The sequence below is a fragment of the Burkholderia sp. 10_S31 genome (genome assembly GCF_056930375.1).
In genome coordinates this window covers 2,276,776-2,297,444 of record NZ_JBXOWK010000003.1, presented here as the reverse complement: position 1 = coordinate 2,297,444, position 20,669 = coordinate 2,276,776, and the positions used below count along the sequence as shown (strand labels likewise).

Genomic DNA, 20,669 nt, shown 5'->3' with positions numbered 1-20,669 from the left:
CGTAAAAAAGCGGGATTATAGCCGATCGGCGGGGTGTCCCGGTGACGCGGAATGTGCTTGCGTGCGCGCCGCGGCCCTGTCCGGCGCGGCGCGCGTGCGGCCCGCGAGCGCCGCAGGCCGGTGGCCGGGCGCTCGATGCTCAGCCCGCCGCGTGCTCGACGATCAGCTGGACGCGCGTCACACCGTTCCACGTATCGGCCACGAGGCGGTACGCGATCAGCGCACTCGCGGGCAGCGGCTCGGTGTGGTTGAACCAGATCGCGTTCAAGCGCTGGCGACCGCGCGCCAGCTGCAGCTTCAGATGCTTTTCCTTGACGAGCGACTGCGACACGACGTCGAACTCGCCGGAGAAAAGCGGGGCCGGAAAGCCCTGGCCCCAGACGGCTTCATCGAGCATCCCGACGAACTGCGGCGTGAAATACGCGTCCTCGAGCTCGCCGTCGGTCTCGATCACGCGCGCGAGCGCGTCGTCGGACAGCCACTCGCGCGCGACGGCCTCGAACGCGGCAGCGAAGCGCGGCACGTTGTCGGTGTCGAGCGTGAGGCCTGCCGCCATCGCGTGGCCGCCGAACGCGACGATCAGATCGGGCTCGCGCTTCGACACGAGATCGAGCGCATCGCGCAGGTGGAAGCCGGGAATCGAGCGGCCCGAACCTTTGACCCGCGTGCCGGCTTCGTCCGCATGCGCGAACGTGAACGACGGGCGGTGGAATTTCTCCTTGAGCCGCCCGGCGACGATGCCGATCACGCCCTGGTGCCATTCGGGATTGAACAGCGTAATCGTGCACGCGTCGGCCGGATCGACGTCGGCGAGATCGGCGAGCGCCTGCTGCTGCATGCCGGCCTCGATCTCGCGGCGCTCGCGGTTCATCACGTCGAGCTGCTGCGCGAGGTCCCATGCGCGGCCGATGTCGTCGGTGATCAGGCATTCGATGCCGAGCGACATATCGGAGAGCCGCCCGGCGGCGTTCAGGCGCGGGCCGAGGCCGAAGCCGAGGTCGAAGCCCGATGCGGTGCGCGCCTCGCGGCCGGCGGCGCGGAACAGCGCGGCGATGCCCGGCTGCATGCGGCCGTTGCGGATGCGCTGCAGGCCCTGCGCGACGAGCACACGGTTGTTGCCGTCGAGCCGCACGACGTCGGCGACGGTGCCGAGCGCGACGAGGTCGAGCAGACCGTCGAGGCGCGGCTCGGCTTCCTTGCTCGCGAACGCGCCGCGGCGGCGCAGCTCGGCGCGCAGCGCGAGCAGCACGTAGAACATCACGCCGACGCCGGCGATGTGCTTGCTCGGGAACGCGCAGCCGGGCTGGTTCGGGTTGACGATCGCGCGCGCGGCGGGCAGTGCGTCGCCGGGCAGGTGGTGGTCGGTCACGAGCACGTCGATCCCGCGCGCGTTGGCGGCCTCGACGCCCGCGACGCTCGCGATCCCGTTGTCGACGGTGATCAGCAGGTCGGGCTTGCGCGCGGCCGCGAGTTCGACGATCTCGGGCGTGAGCCCGTAGCCGTATTCGAAGCGGTTCGGCACCAGGTAGTCGATCTGCGCGCCGAACATCCGCAGGCCGCGCACCGCGACCGCGCAGGCGGTCGCGCCGTCGCAGTCGTAGTCGGCGACGACCAGCAGGCGCCGCTTGTCGGCGATCGCGTCGGCGAGCAGCGACGCGGCGTCGGCGCAGCCTTTCAGTTCGGTGGGCGGCACGAGGCGCGCGAGCGCGGTCTCGATGTCGGTCGGGGACTGCACGCCGCGCGACGCGTACAGGCGCGCGAGGACGGGATGCAAGCCGTGGCGCGCGAGCGCTTCGGCGTCGGCGGGCGCGACGGGGCGGGTAACGATCCGGGTCATACAGGTCGGGTTATTCGAACAGGGATGCCAGCGCGCGGCGGCGCCAGAACTTGCGCAGGTCGCCGCGCGTCGCGTGCAGCGTGACGGAACTCGTGTCGCCGCACAGCGTGAAGTCGACGCTGGCCAGCTCGCCGCCCTGCAGCGCGGCGAGGGACGGCGCGAACCAGTCGCGCTCGAGCGCGGCGAGCGCGTCGTGCCAGCGTGCCCAGTCCTGTGCGATGAACGGGGCGGACAGCGTCGGCAGCTCGACGAGCGCGGCGCCCGCGGCGGCGGGCAGCGCGCCGAATGCGGCGGGCACGGCGCCGGCCTCGGCCTGCGCGGCGCGCGCGAGGCCGAGCGCCGCGGGCGATGCGGACAGCACGCGCGCGAACGGCTTGGCGACCGGCTTCAGCGTGCCTTGTGCATGGAACCAGATCGAATTGACGGCGGGCAACCCGCGCGCTTCGCGTGCTTCGTTGACCGGATGCTGGAACCACGCCATCTGCACTTCGTTCTGCAGCTTCATCCACATTCGCGAACGTTCGCCGGTGTGCGCCTCGTGCGGCAGCCAGATTTCGATGTTGCGGCCGCTCGCGCGCAGCGGCGCGGCGCCGGCGAGGCGGGCGAGCTGCTCGCTGGACAGGTACCAGCGCGTCGGCTGCGGCGCTTCCAGCCGCACGCCGAGCTCCTCGATCAGCGGGCGCGCGACCGCCAGCAATGCGGCCGCGTCGCCGTCGTCCAGCGCGAGGCTGGCCGGATCGACGAGCACCAGGTGATCGTGCGCGATTTCGACGTGCACGGGCTCGACGCATGCCCAGGCCTGTGTGCCGGGGGCGCCGCCGTCCGCCAGCAGCATGTAGGGCGCGAGCGGCGCCTCGTCGGCGGCGTTGCCCTGGGTCGCGCCGAACTGGCGGGCCAGCCAGCGCTCGTGCGGCAGCGTGCGCTGGAAGTCCTCGCCGGCCACGCGCTCGACGAGGCTTGCGCGCGCGAGCAACTTTTCGAGCGCGGGGCTGTCCAGCGTGTGCAGGGACGAGGCCGCATCGGCCGCCGACGGCAGCGCGAACGGAACGAGAAAATGGAGGCGTCGGTCGTGCATGATGGTGCGCATTGTATGGCAAACTGCGCGCGTGATCGGGCCGGCTGACGGCTCGATCGGGCCCGATTGCGTCCGGCGACCGTTTTTTCGGCCGCGCCCGGGCGGGCGGCCGCCGCCGGACGGCGCGCCGGGCGCGGGCCGCCATCCCCGCCGTAACCAGCAGAAAGGATTCGCTTGAAACTTCCGTACGAATGGCAGATCGGCTGGCGCTATACGCGCGCCGGCAAACGCACGACCGGCAACGGCTTCATTTCCTTCATCGCGCTCGTGTCGATGCTCGGGATCGCGCTCGGCGTCGCGGCGCTGATCGTCGTGCTGTCCGTGATGAACGGCTTCCAGAAGGAAGTGCGCGACCGCATGCTGTCGGTGCTTGCGCACGTCGAGGTGTTCTCCCCGACCGGCTCGATGCCGAACTGGCAACTGACCGCGCAGGAAGCGCGCCGCAACCCGTCGGTGATCGGCGCGGCGCCGTATGTCGAGGCGCAGGCGCTGCTCACGCGCCAGGACGCGGTGAGCGGCGTGATGCTGCGCGGCGTCGAGCCGTCGCTCGAGCCGCAGGTGTCGGACATCGGCAAGGACATGAAGGCGGGTCAGCTGTCCGCGCTCGTGCCCGGCCAGTTCGGCATCGTGCTCGGCGATGCGCTCGCCGGCAACCTCGGCGTGACGGTCGGCGACAAGATCACGCTCGTCGCGCCCGAAGGCACGATCACGCCGGCCGGGATGATGCCGCGGCTCAAGCAGTTCACGGTCGTCGGCGTGTTCGAGTCGGGCCACTACGAATACGACAGCACGCTCGCGATGATCGACATCCGCGACGCGGAGGCGCTGTTCCGGATGTCCGCGCCGACCGGCGTGCGGCTGCGGCTCACCGACATGCAGAAGGCGCCGCAGGTCGCGCTCGAGTTGTCGCATACGCTGTCGGGCAGCCTGTACATCCGCGACTGGACCCAGCAGAACAAGACGTGGTTCTCGGCCGTGCAGATCGAGAAGCGGATGATGTTCATCATTCTCACGCTGATCATCGCGGTCGCCGCGTTCAACCTCGTGTCGTCGCTCGTGATGACGGTGACCAACAAGCAGGCCGACATCGCGATCCTGCGCACGCTCGGCGCGCAACCGGGTTCGATCATGAAGATCTTCGTCGTGCAGGGCGTGACGATCGGTTTCGTTGGCACCGCATCGGGCGTCGCGCTCGGCTGCCTGATCGCGTGGAGCATTCCGTGGCTGATCCCGATGATCGAGCATCTGTTCGGCGTGCAGTTCCTGCCGCCGTCGGTGTACTTCATCAGCGAGCTGCCGTCCGAACTCGTCGCGGGCGACGTCATCAAGATCGGCCTGATCGCGTTCGTGCTGTCGGCCGTCGCGACGCTTTATCCGAGCTGGCGCGGCGCGAAGGTGAAGCCGGCGGAGGCGCTTCGCTATGAATGATCGCGCAGCCGCATTCGCGGATTCACGACAACCCATTAGACAGGATTCGGCAGGTATGCAGGAATACGTGCTTCAGGCGCGCGGGATTACGAAGGCGTTCGTGCAGGGCGGCTTCAACGTGCAGGTGCTCAACAACACCGAGCTGACGGTGCGACGCGGCGAGAAGCTCGCGGTCGTCGGCGCGTCGGGCTCCGGCAAGAGCACGCTGCTGCACGTGCTGGGCGGCCTCGACGAACCGAGCGCGGGCGAAGTGTCGCTGCTCGGCAAGCCGTTTACGCAGCTCGGCGAGCGCGAGCGCAACGACCTGCGCAACCGCGCGCTCGGTTTCGTCTACCAGTTCCATCACCTGCTGCCGGAATTCACCGCGCTCGATAACGTCGCGATGCCGCTGCGCATTCGCCGGATGACGGCCGAGGACGCGCGCAAGCAGGCGCAGGCGATGCTCGAGCGTGTCGGTCTCGGCCCGCGTGCGAAGCACCGGCCGGGCGAGCTGTCGGGCGGCGAGCGGCAGCGCGTCGCGATCGCGCGCGCGCTCGTGACGAAGCCGGCCTGCGTGCTCGCGGACGAGCCGACCGGCAACCTCGACGGCACGACGGCCGATACTGTGTTCAACCTGATGCTCGAATTGTCCGAGACGCTCGAAACGAGCTTCGTGATCGTCACGCACGATCCCGAGCTCGCCGCGCGCTGCGACCGCATCATGCGTCTGCGCGACGGCGTGCTGCACGAGGAGCCGGTGCTGCCGGTGTGAACGAAGGCCTTGCGCCGCGCTGCCGGGTGAACCCCGGCGCCGCGGCGAAGGCGCAGGAAGCCACCATGTGGATCGATACGCATTGCCATCTCGATGCCGCCGAATTCGACGCCGATCGCGACGTGGTCGCACAGGCGGCGCGCGCGGCCGGCGTGTCGCGCATCGTGATCCCGAGCGTCGGGCACGACAATTTCACGACGGTGCGCGAACTGGCGCAGCGCACGCCGGGCGCGGTCTATGCGCTCGGCATCCATCCGATGTTTACGCCGCGAGCGCGCGACGAGGATCTCGACCGGCTGCGCATGGAGATCGAGGCGAGTCTCGACGATCCGCGCTTCGTCGCGATCGGCGAGATCGGTCTTGACTACTTCGTGCCGGGGCTCGACGAAGACCGGCAGCAGTTCTTCTATCAGGGGCAGCTCAGGCTCGCGCGCGAATTCGACCTGCCGGTGCTGTGCCACGTGCGCAAGTCGCAGGACCGTGTGCTGGCCGGGCTGCGCCGCTTCGGCGTGCGGCGCGGTATCGCACATGCGTTCAACGGCAGTTTCCAGCAGGCCGACGCCTATCTCGCACAAGGGCTGCATCTCGGTTTCGGTGGCAACGTGACGTTCGGACGCGCGCTGCAGATTCGCCGGCTCGCCGCGCAGTTGCCGCTCGACGCGATCGTCGTCGAGACGGACGCGCCAGACATCGCACCCGAGTGGGCGTACAAATCCCGCAACGCGCCCGACCAGGTGCCGCGCATCGGCGAGGTGCTCGCCGAGCTGCGCGGGACCGACGCGCACGCGCTGTCCCTATCCACAACGGCTAACGCGCTCGCCGCGCTGCCGCGTCTCGCACTTTCGTCCGCATAATCGTTGCCGGAAGGCGTCGTCTCGAGAACGGCGGCGCCAGGTCGACGAGGAGGCGCGATGCGCGTGTGGTGGATCGCGTTCGCGCTCGGCGTCGTCGTGCTGCAGCGGCAGGCGGCGTTGCCGGGCGCGGGCGTCTGGACAGGCGAGGCGGCCGTGGTGGCCGGTTGCGGCGCGCTGCTCGCATGGTGCGCACGGCGCCGTCGAACCCGCGCGATCGTCGCGTTCCGTTGGCTGCTGTGCGCAAGCGCTGCCGGTGCGATTGGATTCGGCTACGCGGCCGCGCGCGCCGAATGGCGGCTTCGCGACAGCCTGCCCGTCGAGTGGGAAGGGCGCGACATCGTCGTCACGGGTGTGATCCGCGGGTTGCCGGTGATCGACGACACCGGCGCGCGACTGTTGTTTGCCGTCGAATCGAACGACGCCAGGCTCGCCCGTTTCCCGCCGGTGATCCGGCTGTCATGGCGCACGTACCGCGCGCCCGTCGCACGCGATGCGATTCCCGATTTGCGCGCCGCGCAGCGCTGGCGTCTCGTCGTGCGGCTGAAGCGAGCGCATGCCGAGGCGAATCCCGGCGTGCGCGACAGCGAGGCGGCGTGGCTTGCCGCAGGCATTCGTGCGATCGGCTATGTCGTCGCGCCCGAGCGGGCGGAATTGCTCGACGCACACGCAGCGGGGTGGCGCGCGTCGATCGATCGGCTGCGGGACGCGCTGCGCATGCGTATCGGCGACGCGCTCGGCAGCGGCGCAAGCCATCGCGGCATCGTGACCGCGCTCGCGGTCGGCGATCAATCCGACATCGGCGACGACGACTGGCGCGTGCTGCGCAATACGGGCACGAGCCATCTGGTTGCGATTTCGGGCCTGCACGTCGGGCTCGTCGGCGCGATCGCCGGCGGGATGGTGTCGATGGTCTGGCGGCGCCTGCGCTGGCGCGGACGTGCCGCGGCGCTCGTGATGCCGGCGCCGTACGTGGCTTCCCTGGCGGCGCTGACGGCCGCCGCCGGTTATGCGGCGCTTGCCGGCTTCAACGTGCCGGCGCAGCGCGCGTGGTGGATGATCGCGGGTGGCGCGGCGGCCTATCTGGCCGGACGCAGCGTGCCGACGTCCGCGGTGTTGTGCGCGGCGCTCGGCGGCGTGCTGCTGACCGATCCGTGGGCGGTGCTGTCGGCCGGGTTCTGGCTGTCGTTCGGGGCGGTCGCCGTGATCCTGATGGTCGTGGCGGGCTGGCGCGCGGTGCGCGAATTCGACGGCGGCGACGACAATGCGCCGGATGATGCTGCCGCGGTCGACCGCCGGCGTCGGCTGCGTGCATGGTGCACGCGTGCCGGGCGCCGTATCGCGGAGGCGACGCGCGTGCAGTACGCGGTGACGATCGGCCTCGCGCCGCTGACGGCCGCGTGGTTCGCGCAGATCTCGGTATCGGGCCCGCTCGGCAACGCGTTTGCGATTCCGTGGGTCAGCTCCGTCGTGACGCCGATCGTGCTCGCCGGTATCGGGTTGCCCGCGCCGCTGGACGCGTATGCATTCCGGCTCGCGCATGCGGCGCTCGAACCGATGATGGTGCTGCTCCGGCACCTTGCCGACTGGCCGGCCGGCGTATTCTGGCTGCGCATGCCGGACTGGCCGGTGCTGGCGCTTGCGTGCGTGGGTGTCGTGTGGGCATTGATGCCGCGCGGCTGGCCGCTTCGCTGGGCGGCGCCGATGACCTGGCTGCCGCTAGTCGCGCCGGCGCCCGATGCACCGCCGCCGGGTGGCTTCCGGCTGACCGTGCTCGACGTCGGGCAGGGCGCGTCGGTGCTGGTGGAGACCTCGCGCCGGACCTTGCTGTTCGATGCGGGGCCGGGAGCGGAGTCGACCCATGCCGGTGCGCGGATCGTCGCGCCGGCATTGCGGGCACGCGGAATCCGGATCGTCGATTCGCTCGTGCTCAGCCATGCGGACGCCGATCACGCGGGGGGCGCGGCGGCCGTCTATGCGGCCGCCGAGGTCCGCCAGCTGCTCGCCGGCATTGCGCCGCGGCACCGGCTGTGGCGCGACGCACAGGCAGCCGGCGTGGGCGATCGGCTGCCTTGTGCGGCCGGGCAGCGATGGGCCTGGGACGGTGTCGTCTTCACGATGCTGTGGCCGCCGCGCGCTGCGGGTGCCGGCCCGTCGAACGAACAGTCGTGCGTGCTGCGCATTGACGCGGGCGGCACGTCGGCGCTGCTGACGGGGGACATCGAGGCGCGTGCCGAGCACCGGTTGGTGTCCGACGCGCGCGACGCACTGGCCGCGCAGATCCTCGTCGTACCGCATCATGGCAGCCGTACGTCGTCGGTCGAGCCTTTCCTCGATTCGGTCGAGCCGCGCGTCGCGGTATTTCCTGTAGGCTATCGCAATCGTTTCGGGCATCCTCACCGGACGGTCCTTGCACGCTATGACGCGCGCGGGATTCCGCTACCGCGCACCGATCGCGACGGGGCCGTGCGGTTCGACGTCGCGCCGGCAGACGGCGGCTTCGCGTTCGAGCGCTATCGCGATGCGCAGCGACGGTACTGGATGGGCCGGTGATCGGCGCGACTGCACACGTCAGGAAAAGGACCGGAGTAAGTGCTGGGGCAGCAGCTTCGGTCGACCGCGAAGCATGGGGCGGGGGTAAGTGCCAAAGCACCAACTTCGGTCGACCGCGAAGCATGGGGCGGGGGTAAGTGCCAAAGCACCAACTTCGGTCGACCGCGAAGCATGGGACCGGAGTAAGCGCTAAAGCGCTAACTCCGGTCGACAAAGGAGACATCGGCGTTTGAAAGACATCCTCCACTTCTCGCATGCGAACGGTTTCCCGGCCTCGACGTACCGGACGATCTTCGCCGAGCTGGCAGACGACTACGAACTACGCTACATCGAGCGCATCGGCCACGATCGCCGCTACCCGGTGACGCGCGACTGGCCGCATCTCGTCGAGCAGCTGCTCGACGATATCGGCAGCCGCTACGAGCGCCCGGTCTGGCTCGTCGGCCATTCGCTCGGCGGCTACCTGTCGCTGATGGCCGCGCTGAAAAAGCCGCAATGGGTGCGCGGCGTGGTGATGATCGATTCGCCGATCATCGCGGGGTGGCGCGCCGGCGCGCTGCGTGCGAGCCAGTGGGCCGGACTCGACGAGCGGCTGTCGCCGGCGGCCGCGACGCGCAACCGGCGCACACGCTGGACGAGCCGCGACGAAGTCTGGCGGCACTTCCACGAGAAACCGGCGTTCGCCCGCTGGGACGAGCGGATGCTGTCCGACTATATCGACTACGGCATTCCGCAGGCGGGCACCGACGGCGAACGCGCGCTCGCCTTCGACCGGCAGGTCGAATACCTGATCTACCGGACATTGCCGCACACGCTCGGCCCGCGGCTCGCGCACGGCGCGCCGGTGCCACTTGGTTTTCTCGCCGGCACGCGCTCGCGCGAAGTGCGGCAGGTCGGGCTCGAGGCGACGCGCCGCGCGGCGCGCGGGCGAATCGAATGGCTCGAGGGCAGCCACCTGTTCCCGATGGAGCGGCCTATCGAGACGGCCCGCGCATTGCAGCGGATGCTGAGCTCGCTGAAGGTGGCGGAGGAAGGCGTACCGCGCGACAGCGTGGCGCTCGCGAAGCGCGCCTGACGCGGCCCGGTGGACCGCGTTGCGCATGCGCGGTTGCGTCGACCAGCCGGCCGTTTCGCCCGGGCGCGCACGGCTGGCGCGGCACTGCGCGAAAGGGCGGGATCATCGCGTCAATTGCTGAGAGAAGGGCGGGCTTTACGGTATAATCCGTTTTTCCCGCGAGCATCCAGCGATGACCAAATATGTTTTCGTCACCGGCGGCGTAGTTTCTTCCCTTGGCAAGGGTATTGCCGCCGCTTCCCTCGCCGCGATCCTCGAATCGCGCGGTCTGAAAGTCACCCTCCTCAAACTCGATCCCTACATCAACGTCGACCCCGGCACGATGAGCCCGTTTCAGCACGGCGAAGTGTTCGTGACGGAAGACGGAGCGGAGACCGACCTCGACCTCGGCCACTATGAGCGCTTCATCAGCACGAAGATGCGCAAGGCCAACAACTTCACGACCGGCCAGATCTACGAATCGGTGATCCGCAAGGAACGCCGCGGCGACTATCTCGGCAAGACCGTGCAGGTGATCCCGCACATCACGAACGAAATCCAGGCATTCATCGAGCGCGGCGCGGCATCGGCCACCTGCGGCGAGCCGGACGTCGCGATCGTCGAGATCGGCGGCACGGTTGGCGACATCGAGTCGCTGCCCTTCCTCGAGGCCGCTCGCCAGATGAGCCTGCGCCTCGGCCGCAACAGCGCGTGCTTCGTGCACCTGACGCTCGTGCCGTACGTCGCGACCGCCGGCGAGCTGAAGACGAAGCCGACCCAGCATAGCGTGCAGAAGCTGCGCGAGATCGGCATCCTGCCGCACGTGCTGCTCTGCCGTGCGGATCGCCGCATCCCGGACGACGAATCGAAGAAGATCTCGATGTTCTCGAACGTGCCGGAAGACGCGGTGATCTCGGTGTGGGACGCCGACAGCATCTACAAGATTCCGCAGATGCTGCACGACCAGGGTCTCGACCGGATCATCTGCGAGGAACTGAAGCTGTCGCCGAAGGACGCCGACCTGAGCATGTGGTCGGAGCTGGTCGAGAAGCTCGAGAACCCGAAGCACGAAGTGACGATCGGCATGGTCGGCAAGTACGTCGACCTGACCGAGTCGTACAAGTCGCTGATCGAGGCGCTGCGCCACGCATCGCTGCACACGTCGACCAAGGTCAACATCGAATACATCGACTCTGAAGAGATCGAGACGAACGGTGTCGACAGCCTGAAGCACCTGGATGCGGTGCTCGTTCCGGGCGGTTTCGGCCGTCGCGGCACGGAAGGCAAGATCGCGGCGATCCGCTATGCGCGTGAAGCAAAGGTGCCGTATCTCGGCATCTGCCTCGGCATGCAGCTCGCGGTGATCGAATTCGCACGCGACGTCGTCGGCCTGAAGCAGGCGAACAGCACGGAATTCGAGCCGGACACGCCGGAGCGCGTGGTCGCGCTGATCACCGAATGGTACGACCGCGACGGCAAGGTCGAGACGCGCACCGAAGAATCCGATCTCGGCGGCACGATGCGCCTGGGTTCGCAGCGCTGCCCGATCAAGCCCGGCACGATGGCGGAAGAAATCTATGGCAAGGACGTGAACGAGCGCCATCGCCACCGTTATGAAGTCAATAACCGCTTCGTGCCCCAGCTCGAAGCCGGCGGCCTTATCATCAGCGCCCGTACCCCGAGCGAGGATCTGCCGGAAATGATGGAACTGCCGCGTTCGATGCACCCGTGGTTCGTCGGCGTCCAGTTCCACCCGGAATTCACGTCGACGCCGCGTGACGGCCATCCGCTGTTCAAGTCGTTCGTCGAAGCCGCGCTCGCCAACAAGCAAGCGCGCGGAGAGCAAGCATGAAGCTGTGCGATTTCGAGGTCGGTCTCGACCAGCCTTTCTTCCTGATCGCGGGTACCTGCGTGGTCGAATCGGAGCAGATGACGATCGACACGGCGGGCCGCCTGAAGGAGATCTGCGAGAAGCTGAACGTGCCGTTCATCTACAAGTCGTCCTACGACAAGGCGAATCGCAGCTCGGGCAAGTCGTTTCGCGGCCTCGGAATGGACGAGGGCCTGCGGATCCTCGGCGAAGTGAAGCGCCAGCTCGGCCTGCCGGTGCTGACCGACGTGCATTCGATCGAGGAGATCGAGCAGGTCGCATCGGTCGTCGACGTGCTGCAGACGCCGGCGTTCCTGTGCCGCCAGACCGATTTCATCCATGCGTGCGCGCGCTCGGGCAAGCCCGTCAATATCAAGAAGGGCCAGTTCCTCGCGCCGCACGACATGAAGAATGTGATCGACAAGGCGCGCGACGCGGCACGTGAAGCCGGTCTGTCGGAAGATCGCTTCATGGCGTGCGAGCGCGGTGTCTCGTTCGGCTACAACAACCTCGTGTCGGACATGCGTTCGCTCGCGATCATGCGCGAGACGAGCGCGCCGGTCGTGTTCGACGCGACCCACTCGGTGCAGTTGCCGGGCGGGCAGGGCACGAGCTCGGGCGGCCAGCGCGAATTCGTGCCGGTGCTTGCGCGTGCCGCGGTCGCGACGGGCGTCGCGGGCCTGTTCATGGAAACGCACCCGAATCCGGCCGAGGCGAAGTCGGACGGCCCGAACGCGGTGCCACTGAACCGGATGAGCGCGCTGCTGGAGACGCTCGTCACGCTCGACCAGGCGGTGAAGCGCAATCCGTTCCTGGAAAACGATTTCAACTAAAGATCGAATGAACCTTGCGGCGGCTTCGCGCGTCTGTAGCGAAAGCAGTTTCGGCACGCGTGCCGTCGCAGTTTGAAGAATCCATCGTCATTCTCAGAGGAAACCCATGAGTGCAATCGTAGATATCATCGGCCGCGAGATTCTGGATTCGCGCGGCAACCCCACCGTCGAATGCGACGTGCTGCTCGAATCGGGCACGATGGGCCGCGCGGCGGTGCCGTCGGGCGCGTCCACCGGCTCGCGTGAAGCGATCGAACTGCGCGACGGCGAAGCCGGTCGCTACAACGGCAAGGGCGTGCTGAAGGCCGTCGAGCACATCAACACCGAAATCTCCGAAGCCATCATGGGCCTCGACGCGTCGGAACAGGCGTTCCTCGACAAGACGCTGCTCGAGCTGGACGGCACCGACAACAAGTCGCGCCTCGGCGCGAACGCGATGCTGGCCGTGTCGATGGCCGTCGCGAAGGCAGCCGCTGAAGAAGCCGGCCTGCCGCTGTACCGCTACTTCGGCGGCTCGGGTGCGATGCAGCTGCCGGTCCCGATGATGAACATCGTCAACGGCGGCGCGCACGCGAACAACAGCCTCGACATCCAGGAATTCATGATCGTCCCGGTCAGCCAGCCGACGTTCCGTGAAGCCCTGCGTTGCGGCGCGGAAGTGTTCCACGCGCTGAAGAAGATCCTGAGCGACCGCGGTATGAGCACGGCAGTCGGCGACGAAGGCGGTTTCGCACCGAACTTCGGCAGCAACGACGAGTGCCTGTCGACGATCCTGCAGGCGATCGAGAAGGCCGGCTACCGTGCGGGTGAAGACGTGCTGCTCGCGCTCGACTGCGCGGCATCCGAGTTCTACCACGACGGCAAGTACCAGCTCGCGGGCGAAGGCCTGCAACTGTCGTCGGCCGAATTCACCGACTACCTCGCGACGCTCGCCGACAAGTTCCCGATCGTGTCGATCGAGGACGGCATGCACGAAAGCGACTGGGAAGGCTGGAAGCTGCTGACCGATCGCCTCGGCAAGAAGGTGCAGCTCGTCGGCGACGATCTCTTCGTCACGAACACGCGCATCCTGAAGGAAGGCATCGAGAAGGGCATCGCGAACTCGATCCTCATCAAGATCAACCAGATCGGTACGCTGACCGAAACGTTCGCGGCAATCGAAATGGCGAAGCGCGCGGGCTACACGGCCGTGATCTCGCACCGCTCGGGCGAAACGGAAGATTCGACGATCGCGGACATCGCGGTCGGCCTGAACGCTGGTCAGATCAAGACGGGTTCGCTGTCGCGCAGCGACCGCATCTCGAAGTACAACCAGCTGCTGCGCATCGAGGAAGATCTCGGCGATATCGCGAGCTACCCGGGCAAATCGGCTTTCTATAACCTGCGCTAACGCGCTACTATCGGGTTCGTCATCTCGACGCCGCTCTGTGCATGTCGCGCGGAGCGGCGCTTCTTATATCTGCGTCTCTTACATGCGGCTTGTCACTGTCGTTCTGATTGCCTTGCTGGCGCTCATTCAGTACCCCCTATGGTGGGGACACGGCGGCTGGTTGCGGGTGCACGAATTGCGCCAGCAACTCGGCGATCAGTTGCAGAAGAATACGGACGAGAAGCTGCGCAACGAACGGATCGCGGGCGAAGTGCAGGATCTGCAAAGCGGCACTGCGGCCATCGAGGAGCGTGCGCGCTACGAGATGGGCATGGTGAAGGACGGCGAAGTATTCGTGCAGTTCGTGTCGCCGAATGCGCCGGCCGGGCCGCTGAACAACACGCCTTCGAGCACGTCGACGCGCGGTGCCGTGTTCGCGGCGCCCGTGCGTGTCGTGCCGAATCCGCAGTCGATCGCGAAGCCGTCGCGGCATCACGGCGGCGAGAAGGGCAAGGCCGTGCATCATTGAGCACGGCAGTCCGAACCATTGAAAAAGCGCGGGAAATACCGCGCTTTTTTATTTCCCGTCAGTTTTCAATCGATTCGTTCGGCGCGGTGAAGCATCACCACCACCAGCCCGGGTAACCGTAGCCATAGCCGATGCCGGTGCTCCACCGGTTTCCCCAACCGCCGCCGTAATAGCCGCCGTAGACGGTCACGGGCGGCGGCGAGTAATACGACCACGCGCGCGCGGCGGCCTCGGCCGCCATCGCGTCGTTCTGCTCGCGCAGCGCCTGCCGGTCGATCTCGTCGTAGCGCTTGCGCTCCGCGCTCGACAGCGCGGGCGGCTGGCCGCCCGATGCGCCCGGTTCGGGCAGGCGGCTCAGGATCGTCGACGAAGGCGGCTGCACCGCGCAGCCGACGAGGGCCAGCGTGCCGGCTGCGACGCTGGTCAGGACGAGGATGCGGAACGGGCGATTCATGTGTTTCTCCAGCAACGCGCCGACGGCGGAAAGCGGCTTGCACGGAAGGCCGGGCCTGTGGCGCCTGAGCTGCGCGTCCGATGCTCGTGCGTCATTATGCGCCCGCGCCCGCATCGCGGGCACGGGCGCGCGGCTCGGGCTCAGTGACGCAGGTCGGTCGCCGGCGTGATGCCGGTCGCGAGTTCCGGCGCGGCGAACAACTGCGCGACGTCGACGGGATCGAACTCGTAGCGCTGGTTGCAGAACTCGCAGTGGATCTCGACGTGACCGCGCTCGACGATCACGCTGTCGACTTCTTCGCGGCCGAGCATGCGCAGCATCGCTCCGACCTTCTCGCGCGAGCACGAGCACTGGAAGCGCGTACCGGCCGGCTCGAAGTGCTGCACGTTTTCCTGCCAGAAGAGCCGGCGGAACACGACTTCCGGTTCGACCTCGAGCAGTTCCTTCGCGGACAGCGTGCCGCCGAGCGTGCAGACGCGCTCCCAGGTATCGGTGTCCGTCTCGGCGTTGCGCGGCACGATGCCGCCGTCGCCCGGCAGCTTCTGCAGCAGCATGCCGACCGCGCGGTCGCGATCCGCCGCGAGCCACAGACGTGTGTCGAGCTGCTCCGAATGGTGCATGTACTGCTCGAGCACCTGCGACACCGATTCGAGCGGGCCGTCGACGCCATTCAGCGGCACGATGCCCTGATACGGCTGCTGGCCCGGCAGCTTCTCGGCCGGGTCGAGCGTGATCACGCAACGGCCGTGGCCGCTCGCGTTGACGAGCGACGCGAAACGCGTGTCGTCACCGATCGTCTGCGCCGCGTCGCCGGCGAACTTGGCCGTCGCGCGCATCGACAGGTCCGAGCCGCACTGGACGACCAGCATCTGGACCGGCCCGTCGCCGAAGATCTGCATGATCAGGGTGCCGTGAAATTTCAGGTTCGCGGACAGCAGCGCGCACGCGGCCATCATCTCGCCGAGCACCGTGCGCACCGGGGCAGGGTAGTCACGGCGGGAAAGCACCTCTTGCCACGTGTTGCGCAGCGACACGATCTCGCCGCGCACGGGTGCCGAATTGAACATGAATTTCTGTAACTGGTCGCTCACTCTTCTTCCTTGAAATCCGCGCGAATCACCCGATCCGCACGAGTTGCTCCTTGAAATGCGCACGCCGCTCGACGTACGTCTTCGCATTTGCGCGCAGCCGCGCGATGTCGTCTGCCGACAGCTCGCGCACGACTTTTGCCGGGGCGCCGAGAATCAGCGAGTTGTCCGGGAACGTCTTGCCTTCCGTCACGACCGCGCCGGCACCAACCAGACAGTTGCGGCCGATGACCGCGCCATTCAAGACCACCGCCTGAATCCCGATCAGCGAACCTTCGCCGATCGTGCATCCGTGCAGCATTGCCTGGTGTCCGATCGTCACGTTTTCGGAAATCGTCAGAGGAAAGCCGGGGTCCGTGTGCAGCACCGCCCCTTCCTGGACGTTGCTGCCGGTGCCGACCGTGATCGTCTCGTTGTCGCCGCGAATCGTCGCGCCGAACCAGACGCTCGCGTTTTCCTCGAGCACGACCTTGCCGATGATGGCCGCCGTATCGGCGACGAATACGCTTTCGTGGATCGTCGGGGCCGTTTCGCCCAGTTTGTAGATCGTCACGGAGTCTCCTGGTCTCTTCGATGAGGGGCGCCGTAGAATGGCGCGTCTGGCGTGCCGGGCGCATTGCGTCGCGGCACAAACTCATATTGTAAACCGTCGCGTGCATGTGCTCCCGCGATGCGCACGGATGGTGCCCCGTTTGACGAGCATGGAGCCTTCTTCTTTCACCGCCGCGCCGCGCTGCGTGCGCCGCGCCGCGCTCGACGCGCTGCGGATGTCCGAGCCGGCCGCGAAGGCCGCGCGGGTCCGCGCGCTATACGACGCACTACTGGCCGGGCAAGCCGCGATTGCGCCGGCGCTCGACCTGGATGAGCCGGCGGAGTTGCCTGGCCGTCCGGCGCGCCCGCCGCTCGTCGAGCCGCGCCAGCTCGAGCGCCGCAGCATGCGCTCGCCTGCCGGGCGCGCGGTGCTGCTGCATGCGCTCGCGCATATCGAATTCAATGCGATCAACCTCGCGCTCGACGCCATATGGCGCTTCGCCAGGATGCCGGACGCGTTCTATGCGGACTGGCTGAAGGTCGCGGCCGAGGAGGCCTATCACTTCACGCTGCTGTCCGATCGGCTGGCCGGGTTCGGGCATGCGTACGGCGATTTTCCCGCGCACAACGGGCTATGGGAGATGTGCGAGCGGACCAAGGCCGATGTGCTCGCGCGGATGGCGCTCGTGCCGCGCACGCTCGAGGCGCGCGGGCTCGACGCGTCGCCGCCGATCCGCGCGCGGCTCGTACAGGCGGGCGACGACGCATCTGCGGCAATCCTCGACGTGATCCTGCGCGACGAGATCGGTCATGTCGCGATCGGAAACCGCTGGTTCCGGCACCTGTGCGACAAGGCTGGCCGCGATCCGGTGCCCACCTACCGCGAACTCGCCGAGCAGTACCATGCACCGCGGCTGCGCGGGCCGTTCAATTTCGACGCACGCCGCACGGCGGGATTCGAGCAGGCGGAACTGGACGAACTCGCCGCGCAGGACGCGTCGGACGGCAAGGCGGCGGGTTAGGGTGGCTGCGCGCCGCCGGCTGCACGGTGCGAAAGCTGTCACCGGCCGGCCACCCGGCCGTTCGGCGCCATTCCCGCGCCGTCCGATGCGCGGGTTCCGCGCGCCAGCGGCTCCCCGTCGCTAGAGAACTGCCTCGATTTCCGGTCGCCGGAACGGAAGCGTCATCGTTATAATCGAACGACCATTCTTTTTTTGGCGGTTGCAATGAGTGCCTCGAGTTCTGTTTCCGATTTCGTCACGGTGCGCGGCGTCAAGCTGCATGTGCGGCGCTGGGGCCGGCCCGATGCGCCGACGCTGTTCATGCTGCACGGCTGGATGGATGTCGCCGCATCGTTCCAGTTCGTCGTCGACGCGCTCGCGGGCGACTGGCAGGTGATCGCGCCGGATGCACGCGGTTTCGGCCTGTCCGACTGGCCGGTTGCACGGCAGGGCGGCGGGCATTACTGGTTCCACGAGTACTTGGGCGATCTCGATGCGCTCGTCGATCACTATGCGCCGACCGGCGAAGTCAACCTGATCGGGCACAGCATGGGCGCGAACGTCGTGTGCCTGTATGCGGGCGCGCGACCGGAGCGCGTGCGGCGCGTGGTCGACCTCGAAGGGTTCGGGCTTGCCCCCGCGCGGGCCGAGCAGGCGCCGCGCCGGCTGCGCGGCTGGCTCGACGAACTGCGCGAGCCGCCGGCGCTGCGTCCGTACGCGTCGCTCGACGACGTGGCGGCCCGGCTGATCAAGACCAATCCGCGGCTCGATCCGGGCCGTGCCGCGTTTCTCGCCGCGCACTGGTCGAAGCGCGGCGACGACGGCCTGTACCACCTGCTGGCGGACCCCGCGCACAAGATGGCGGGCCCGATGCTGTACCGGTTCGACGAGGTGATGGCCGTCTGGAAGCAGGTGCGCGCGAAGGTGCTGCACGTCGAGGCCGTCAATTCGCCGACGCTTGCATACCTCGCGGGCGACATCCCGCTGCCCGAGTTCAAGGCGCGTTTCGGCGCGTTCCCCGACTGGCGCGAAAAGCTCGTCGAGGATGCTGGCCACATGGTCCATCACGACCAGCCGGAGCAGATCGCGGCGCTGATCGAGGCGTTCTGCGCGTAGGCCGGCGGCAGCGGCAGGGCAGGCGGGCGGCGGAATTGCCGCGTTGCAGTAGAATGAAGCCTCACCTGCCATACCGACAATGAACGCTGATCTCCACTGCCATTCGAATGTTTCCGACGGGTTGCTGTCGCCTGCCGACGTCGCGCGCCGCGCCCATGCCGGCGGCGTGACTCTGTGGGCGCTGACCGACCACGACGAGATCGGCGGCCAGGCGGCGGCGCGCAGCGAGGCGGAGGCGCTCGGCATGCGCTATCTGAGCGGCGTCGAGATCTCGGTCACGTGGGCGTCGCGCACCGTGCACATCGTCGGCCTCAACATCGATCCGGCGAACCCGACGCTCGTCGACGGCCTGTATCGCACGCGCCACGGCCGTGCCGCCCGCGCGCAGGCGATCGGCGCGCAGCTCGAGACGCTCGGCATCCCCGGCGCGTACGAAGGCGCGCTGAAGTACGTATCGAATCCCGACCTGATCTCGCGCACCCACTTCGCGCGCTTTCTCGTCGAGAACGGCCACGCCGCATCCACGTCCGACGTGTTCGACCGCCTGCTCGGCGACGGCAAGCCCGGATTCGTCCCGCACCGCTGGGCGACGCTGCCCGACGCCGTCGCCTGGATTCGCACGGCGGGCGGCGAGGCCGTGGTCGCGCATCCGGGCCGCTACCGCTATACACCGGTCGAATTCGACGCGTTCTTTGGCGAATTCATCGATCTCGGCGGCCGCGCGATCGAGGTCGTCACGGGCAGTCATACGCCCGACCAGTACCGCGAATACGCGGACGTCGCCCGCCGCTTCGGCTTCGAGGTGTCGCGCGGTTCGGATTTCCATGCGCCGGGCGAGGGCCGCGTCGAGCTCGGCAGCCTGCCGCCGTTGCCGCCCGACCTGAAACCGGTCTGGGAGCGCTGGCTCTGACTGACGCGCAGCGGCCGCTTGCCGTACGCGTTGCCGCCGGCGCGCATCCGACTTCCCCTCTTTACGTGCCTCCATGTCCCAGTTCTTCAGGATTCATCCGGATAATCCGCAGCCGCGCCTGATCAAGCAGGCTGCGGACATCGTCAGCAAGGGCGGCGTGATCGCGATGCCGACCGATTCGAGCTACGCGCTCGCGTGCCACCTCGACGACAAGGACGCGGTCGAGCGCGTGCGCCGCATTCGCGGCCTCGACGAGAAGCAGCACCTGTCGCTGCTCGTGCGCGACCTGTCGGAACTGGCCAACTTCGCGATGGTGGACAACCGTCAGTACCGGCAGATCAAGTCGGTGACGCCGGGCCCGTACGTGTTCATCCTGCAGGCGACCAAGGAAGTGCCGCGCCGGTTGTCGCACCCGTCGCGCAAGACGATCGGGCTGCGCGTGCCCGATCACGCGATCACGCTCGCGCTGCTCGAATCGCTGGGCCAGCCGCTGCTCGGCACGACGCTGATCCTGCCACCGGACGACGAACCGCTCAACGATCCGGACGACATCCGCGCGCAGCTCGAGAAACAGGTCGACCTCGTGATCGACGGCGGTGCGTGCCCGCGCGAGCCGTCGACGGTGATCGACCTGACGGGCGACGAACCGCAGCTCGTGCGCGCGGGGCGCGGCGCGCTCGAACCGTTCGGGCTGTCGGCCGCGTAAGCGCCGCTCATTTTTGCGCGAGTGCGCTTGTTACAATAACGCGATATGGATGCTTCCCTGATACAGACCATCGCCGTCTACGCGCTGCCCGTGATTTTCGCGATCACGCTGCACGAGGCCGCGCACGGCTATGCCGCGCGCCTGCTCGGCGACAACACCGCCTACATGATGGGGCGCGTATCGTTCAACCCGATGCGCCACATCGATCCGCTCGGCACGATCGCGATTCCGCTCGCGATGTACTTCCTGACTGGCGGCGCGTTCCTGTTCGGCTATGCGAAGCCGGTGCCGGTATCGTTCGGCAACCTGCGCAATCCGCGCTGGGGCAGCCTGTGGGTGTCGCTCGCGGGCCCGGCCTGCAACTTCGTGCAGGCGCTGATCTGGGGCGTGCTGACCCTCGTGCTGCCCGCCGTGGGTATCGACGAGCCGTTCTTCACGCGGATGGCGTTTGCAGGCGTCAGCGCGAACCTCGTGCTCGGCGTGCTGAACCTGTTTCCGCTGCCGCCGCTCGACGGCGGCCGCATCCTGGCGGCGCTGCTGCCGCCGAAGCAATCGATCGCGCTGTCGCGCATCGAGCCGTACGGTTTCATCATCGTCCTCGTGCTGGTCACGACGGGCGTGCTGACGAACTTCTGGCTGCGCCCGCTCGTCAACGTCGGCTATGCCGTCCTGAGCGCCATCCTGTCCCCATTCGCCTCGCTTCTCTAACGACA

General features: G+C 67.9%; 19 protein-coding genes. 14 read left to right on the top strand and 5 right to left on the bottom strand.

Annotation, left to right across the window (positions count from 1 at the left end; translation table 11 throughout):
• Nucleotides 1–139: 139 nt before the first annotated feature.
• Nucleotides 140–1,837, bottom strand: coding sequence for a single-stranded-DNA-specific exonuclease RecJ (gene recJ, locus AC1Z3W_RS30825; protein ID WP_057925224.1), 1,698 nt, complete (start codon nt 1,835–1,837; stop codon nt 140–142).
• A 10-nt stretch (nt 1,838–1,847) separates the two neighbouring features.
• Nucleotides 1,848–2,924 (bottom strand): hypothetical protein, encoded by a 1,077-nt coding sequence (locus AC1Z3W_RS30820; protein WP_057925223.1) that lies wholly within the window; start codon nt 2,922–2,924, stop codon nt 1,848–1,850.
• Between the two features lie 162 nt (nt 2,925–3,086).
• On the opposite strand from AC1Z3W_RS30820, the gene AC1Z3W_RS30815 reads away from it, so the two are divergent.
• The 9 genes from AC1Z3W_RS30815 (at nt 3,087) to ftsB (ending at nt 14,150) form a co-directional block, all read left to right on the top strand.
• Nucleotides 3,087–4,340: a lipoprotein-releasing ABC transporter permease subunit gene (locus AC1Z3W_RS30815; protein ID WP_057925222.1), complete on the top strand. Its 1,254-nt coding sequence runs from the start codon at nt 3,087–3,089 to the stop codon at nt 4,338–4,340.
• Nucleotides 4,333–5,091, top strand: coding sequence for a lipoprotein-releasing ABC transporter ATP-binding protein LolD (gene lolD / locus AC1Z3W_RS30810; RefSeq protein WP_057925221.1), 759 nt, complete (start codon nt 4,333–4,335; stop codon nt 5,089–5,091). The genes AC1Z3W_RS30815 and lolD overlap by 8 nt, the downstream gene beginning before the upstream one ends.
• A 65-nt stretch (nt 5,092–5,156) precedes the next feature.
• Nucleotides 5,157–5,945, top strand: coding sequence for a TatD family hydrolase (locus tag AC1Z3W_RS30805; protein WP_057925428.1), 789 nt, complete (start codon nt 5,157–5,159; stop codon nt 5,943–5,945).
• Between the two features lie 57 nt (nt 5,946–6,002).
• On the top strand, nt 6,003–8,495 hold the full coding sequence (locus tag AC1Z3W_RS30800; protein WP_483509236.1) for a DNA internalization-related competence protein ComEC/Rec2: 2,493 nt from the start codon (nt 6,003–6,005) through the stop codon (nt 8,493–8,495).
• Between the two features lie 229 nt (nt 8,496–8,724).
• Nucleotides 8,725–9,570 carry an alpha/beta fold hydrolase gene (locus AC1Z3W_RS30795; RefSeq protein ID WP_057925219.1) on the top strand — a complete coding sequence of 282 codons (846 nt, stop codon included), beginning with the start codon at nt 8,725–8,727 and terminating at the stop codon, nt 9,568–9,570.
• 172 nt (nt 9,571–9,742) lie between these two features.
• Entirely contained in the window at nt 9,743–11,401 is a 1,659-nt protein-coding gene (locus tag AC1Z3W_RS30790; protein ID WP_057925218.1) for a CTP synthase, read from the top strand.
• Nucleotides 11,398–12,252 (top strand): 3-deoxy-8-phosphooctulonate synthase, encoded by an 855-nt coding sequence (gene kdsA, locus AC1Z3W_RS30785; protein ID WP_057925217.1) that lies wholly within the window; start codon nt 11,398–11,400, stop codon nt 12,250–12,252. The genes AC1Z3W_RS30790 and kdsA overlap by 4 nt, the downstream gene beginning before the upstream one ends.
• Nucleotides 12,253–12,358: 106 nt before the next feature.
• Nucleotides 12,359–13,642, top strand: coding sequence for a phosphopyruvate hydratase (gene eno, locus AC1Z3W_RS30780; RefSeq protein ID WP_011352544.1), 1,284 nt, complete (start codon nt 12,359–12,361; stop codon nt 13,640–13,642).
• Nucleotides 13,643–13,724: 82 nt separating this feature from the next.
• The gene (gene ftsB, locus AC1Z3W_RS30775) at nt 13,725–14,150 is read left to right on the top strand and encodes a cell division protein FtsB (protein ID WP_483509235.1); all 426 of its coding nucleotides are present in this window, start codon (nt 13,725–13,727) and stop codon (nt 14,148–14,150) included.
• A 94-nt stretch (nt 14,151–14,244) separates the two neighbouring features.
• Here ftsB and AC1Z3W_RS30770 read toward each other — a convergent pair whose 3' ends face one another.
• The 3 genes from AC1Z3W_RS30770 to AC1Z3W_RS30760 form a co-directional block, all read right to left on the bottom strand.
• Entirely contained in the window at nt 14,245–14,604 is a 360-nt protein-coding gene (locus tag AC1Z3W_RS30770) for a hypothetical protein (protein ID WP_057925215.1), read from the bottom strand.
• A 140-nt stretch (nt 14,605–14,744) separates the two neighbouring features.
• Nucleotides 14,745–15,695 (bottom strand): Hsp33 family molecular chaperone HslO, encoded by a 951-nt coding sequence (gene hslO / locus AC1Z3W_RS30765; protein WP_057925214.1) that lies wholly within the window; start codon nt 15,693–15,695, stop codon nt 14,745–14,747.
• Nucleotides 15,696–15,720: 25 nt separating this feature from the next.
• Nucleotides 15,721–16,245 (bottom strand): gamma carbonic anhydrase family protein, encoded by a 525-nt coding sequence (locus AC1Z3W_RS30760; RefSeq protein ID WP_483509234.1) that lies wholly within the window; start codon nt 16,243–16,245, stop codon nt 15,721–15,723.
• Nucleotides 16,246–16,393: 148 nt separating this feature from the next.
• Between AC1Z3W_RS30760 and AC1Z3W_RS30755 the strand changes: the two genes are divergently transcribed.
• The 5 genes from AC1Z3W_RS30755 (at nt 16,394) to AC1Z3W_RS30735 (ending at nt 20,664) form a co-directional block, all read left to right on the top strand.
• Nucleotides 16,394–17,245: a ferritin-like domain-containing protein gene (locus AC1Z3W_RS30755; protein ID WP_057925212.1), complete on the top strand. Its 852-nt coding sequence runs from the start codon at nt 16,394–16,396 to the stop codon at nt 17,243–17,245.
• A 204-nt stretch (nt 17,246–17,449) separates the two neighbouring features.
• Nucleotides 17,450–18,340, top strand: a complete 891-nt coding sequence (locus tag AC1Z3W_RS30750; protein ID WP_483509233.1) for an alpha/beta fold hydrolase — start codon at nt 17,450–17,452, stop codon at nt 18,338–18,340.
• 79 nt (nt 18,341–18,419) lie between these two features.
• A complete protein-coding gene (locus tag AC1Z3W_RS30745; RefSeq protein ID WP_057925210.1) occupies nt 18,420–19,250 on the top strand; it encodes a 3',5'-nucleoside bisphosphate phosphatase in 831 nt (276 codons plus the stop codon).
• Nucleotides 19,251–19,323: 73 nt separating this feature from the next.
• The gene (locus AC1Z3W_RS30740) at nt 19,324–19,956 is read left to right on the top strand and encodes an L-threonylcarbamoyladenylate synthase (protein ID WP_057925209.1); all 633 of its coding nucleotides are present in this window, start codon (nt 19,324–19,326) and stop codon (nt 19,954–19,956) included.
• A 45-nt stretch (nt 19,957–20,001) separates the two neighbouring features.
• Nucleotides 20,002–20,664: a site-2 protease family protein gene (locus AC1Z3W_RS30735; protein ID WP_057925208.1), complete on the top strand. Its 663-nt coding sequence runs from the start codon at nt 20,002–20,004 to the stop codon at nt 20,662–20,664.
• The last annotated feature ends 5 nt before the right edge of the window (nt 20,665–20,669 follow it).

What these genes read in the sequence shown, in the direction of transcription:
- recJ (WP_057925224.1), bottom strand. Translation starts at nt 1,837, where the DNA reads ATGACCCGGATCGTTACCCGCCCCGTCGCGCCCGCCGACGCCGAAGCG.
- AC1Z3W_RS30820 (WP_057925223.1), bottom strand. Translation starts at nt 2,924, where the DNA reads ATGCGCACCATCATGCACGACCGACGCCTCCATTTTCTCGTTCCGTTC.
- lolD (WP_057925221.1), top strand. Translation starts at nt 4,333, where the DNA reads ATGAATGATCGCGCAGCCGCATTCGCGGATTCACGACAACCCATTAGA.
- AC1Z3W_RS30805 (WP_057925428.1), top strand. Translation starts at nt 5,157, where the DNA reads ATGTGGATCGATACGCATTGCCATCTCGATGCCGCCGAATTCGACGCC.
- AC1Z3W_RS30800 (WP_483509236.1), top strand. Translation starts at nt 6,003, where the DNA reads ATGCGCGTGTGGTGGATCGCGTTCGCGCTCGGCGTCGTCGTGCTGCAG.
- AC1Z3W_RS30790 (WP_057925218.1), top strand. Translation starts at nt 9,743, where the DNA reads ATGACCAAATATGTTTTCGTCACCGGCGGCGTAGTTTCTTCCCTTGGC.
- kdsA (WP_057925217.1), top strand. Translation starts at nt 11,398, where the DNA reads ATGAAGCTGTGCGATTTCGAGGTCGGTCTCGACCAGCCTTTCTTCCTG.
- eno (WP_011352544.1), top strand. Translation starts at nt 12,359, where the DNA reads ATGAGTGCAATCGTAGATATCATCGGCCGCGAGATTCTGGATTCGCGC.
- ftsB (WP_483509235.1), top strand. Translation starts at nt 13,725, where the DNA reads ATGCGGCTTGTCACTGTCGTTCTGATTGCCTTGCTGGCGCTCATTCAG.
- AC1Z3W_RS30770 (WP_057925215.1), bottom strand. Translation starts at nt 14,604, where the DNA reads ATGAATCGCCCGTTCCGCATCCTCGTCCTGACCAGCGTCGCAGCCGGC.
- AC1Z3W_RS30755 (WP_057925212.1), top strand. Translation starts at nt 16,394, where the DNA reads ATGGAGCCTTCTTCTTTCACCGCCGCGCCGCGCTGCGTGCGCCGCGCC.
- AC1Z3W_RS30750 (WP_483509233.1), top strand. Translation starts at nt 17,450, where the DNA reads ATGAGTGCCTCGAGTTCTGTTTCCGATTTCGTCACGGTGCGCGGCGTC.
- AC1Z3W_RS30745 (WP_057925210.1), top strand. Translation starts at nt 18,420, where the DNA reads ATGAACGCTGATCTCCACTGCCATTCGAATGTTTCCGACGGGTTGCTG.
- AC1Z3W_RS30740 (WP_057925209.1), top strand. Translation starts at nt 19,324, where the DNA reads ATGTCCCAGTTCTTCAGGATTCATCCGGATAATCCGCAGCCGCGCCTG.
- AC1Z3W_RS30735 (WP_057925208.1), top strand. Translation starts at nt 20,002, where the DNA reads ATGGATGCTTCCCTGATACAGACCATCGCCGTCTACGCGCTGCCCGTG.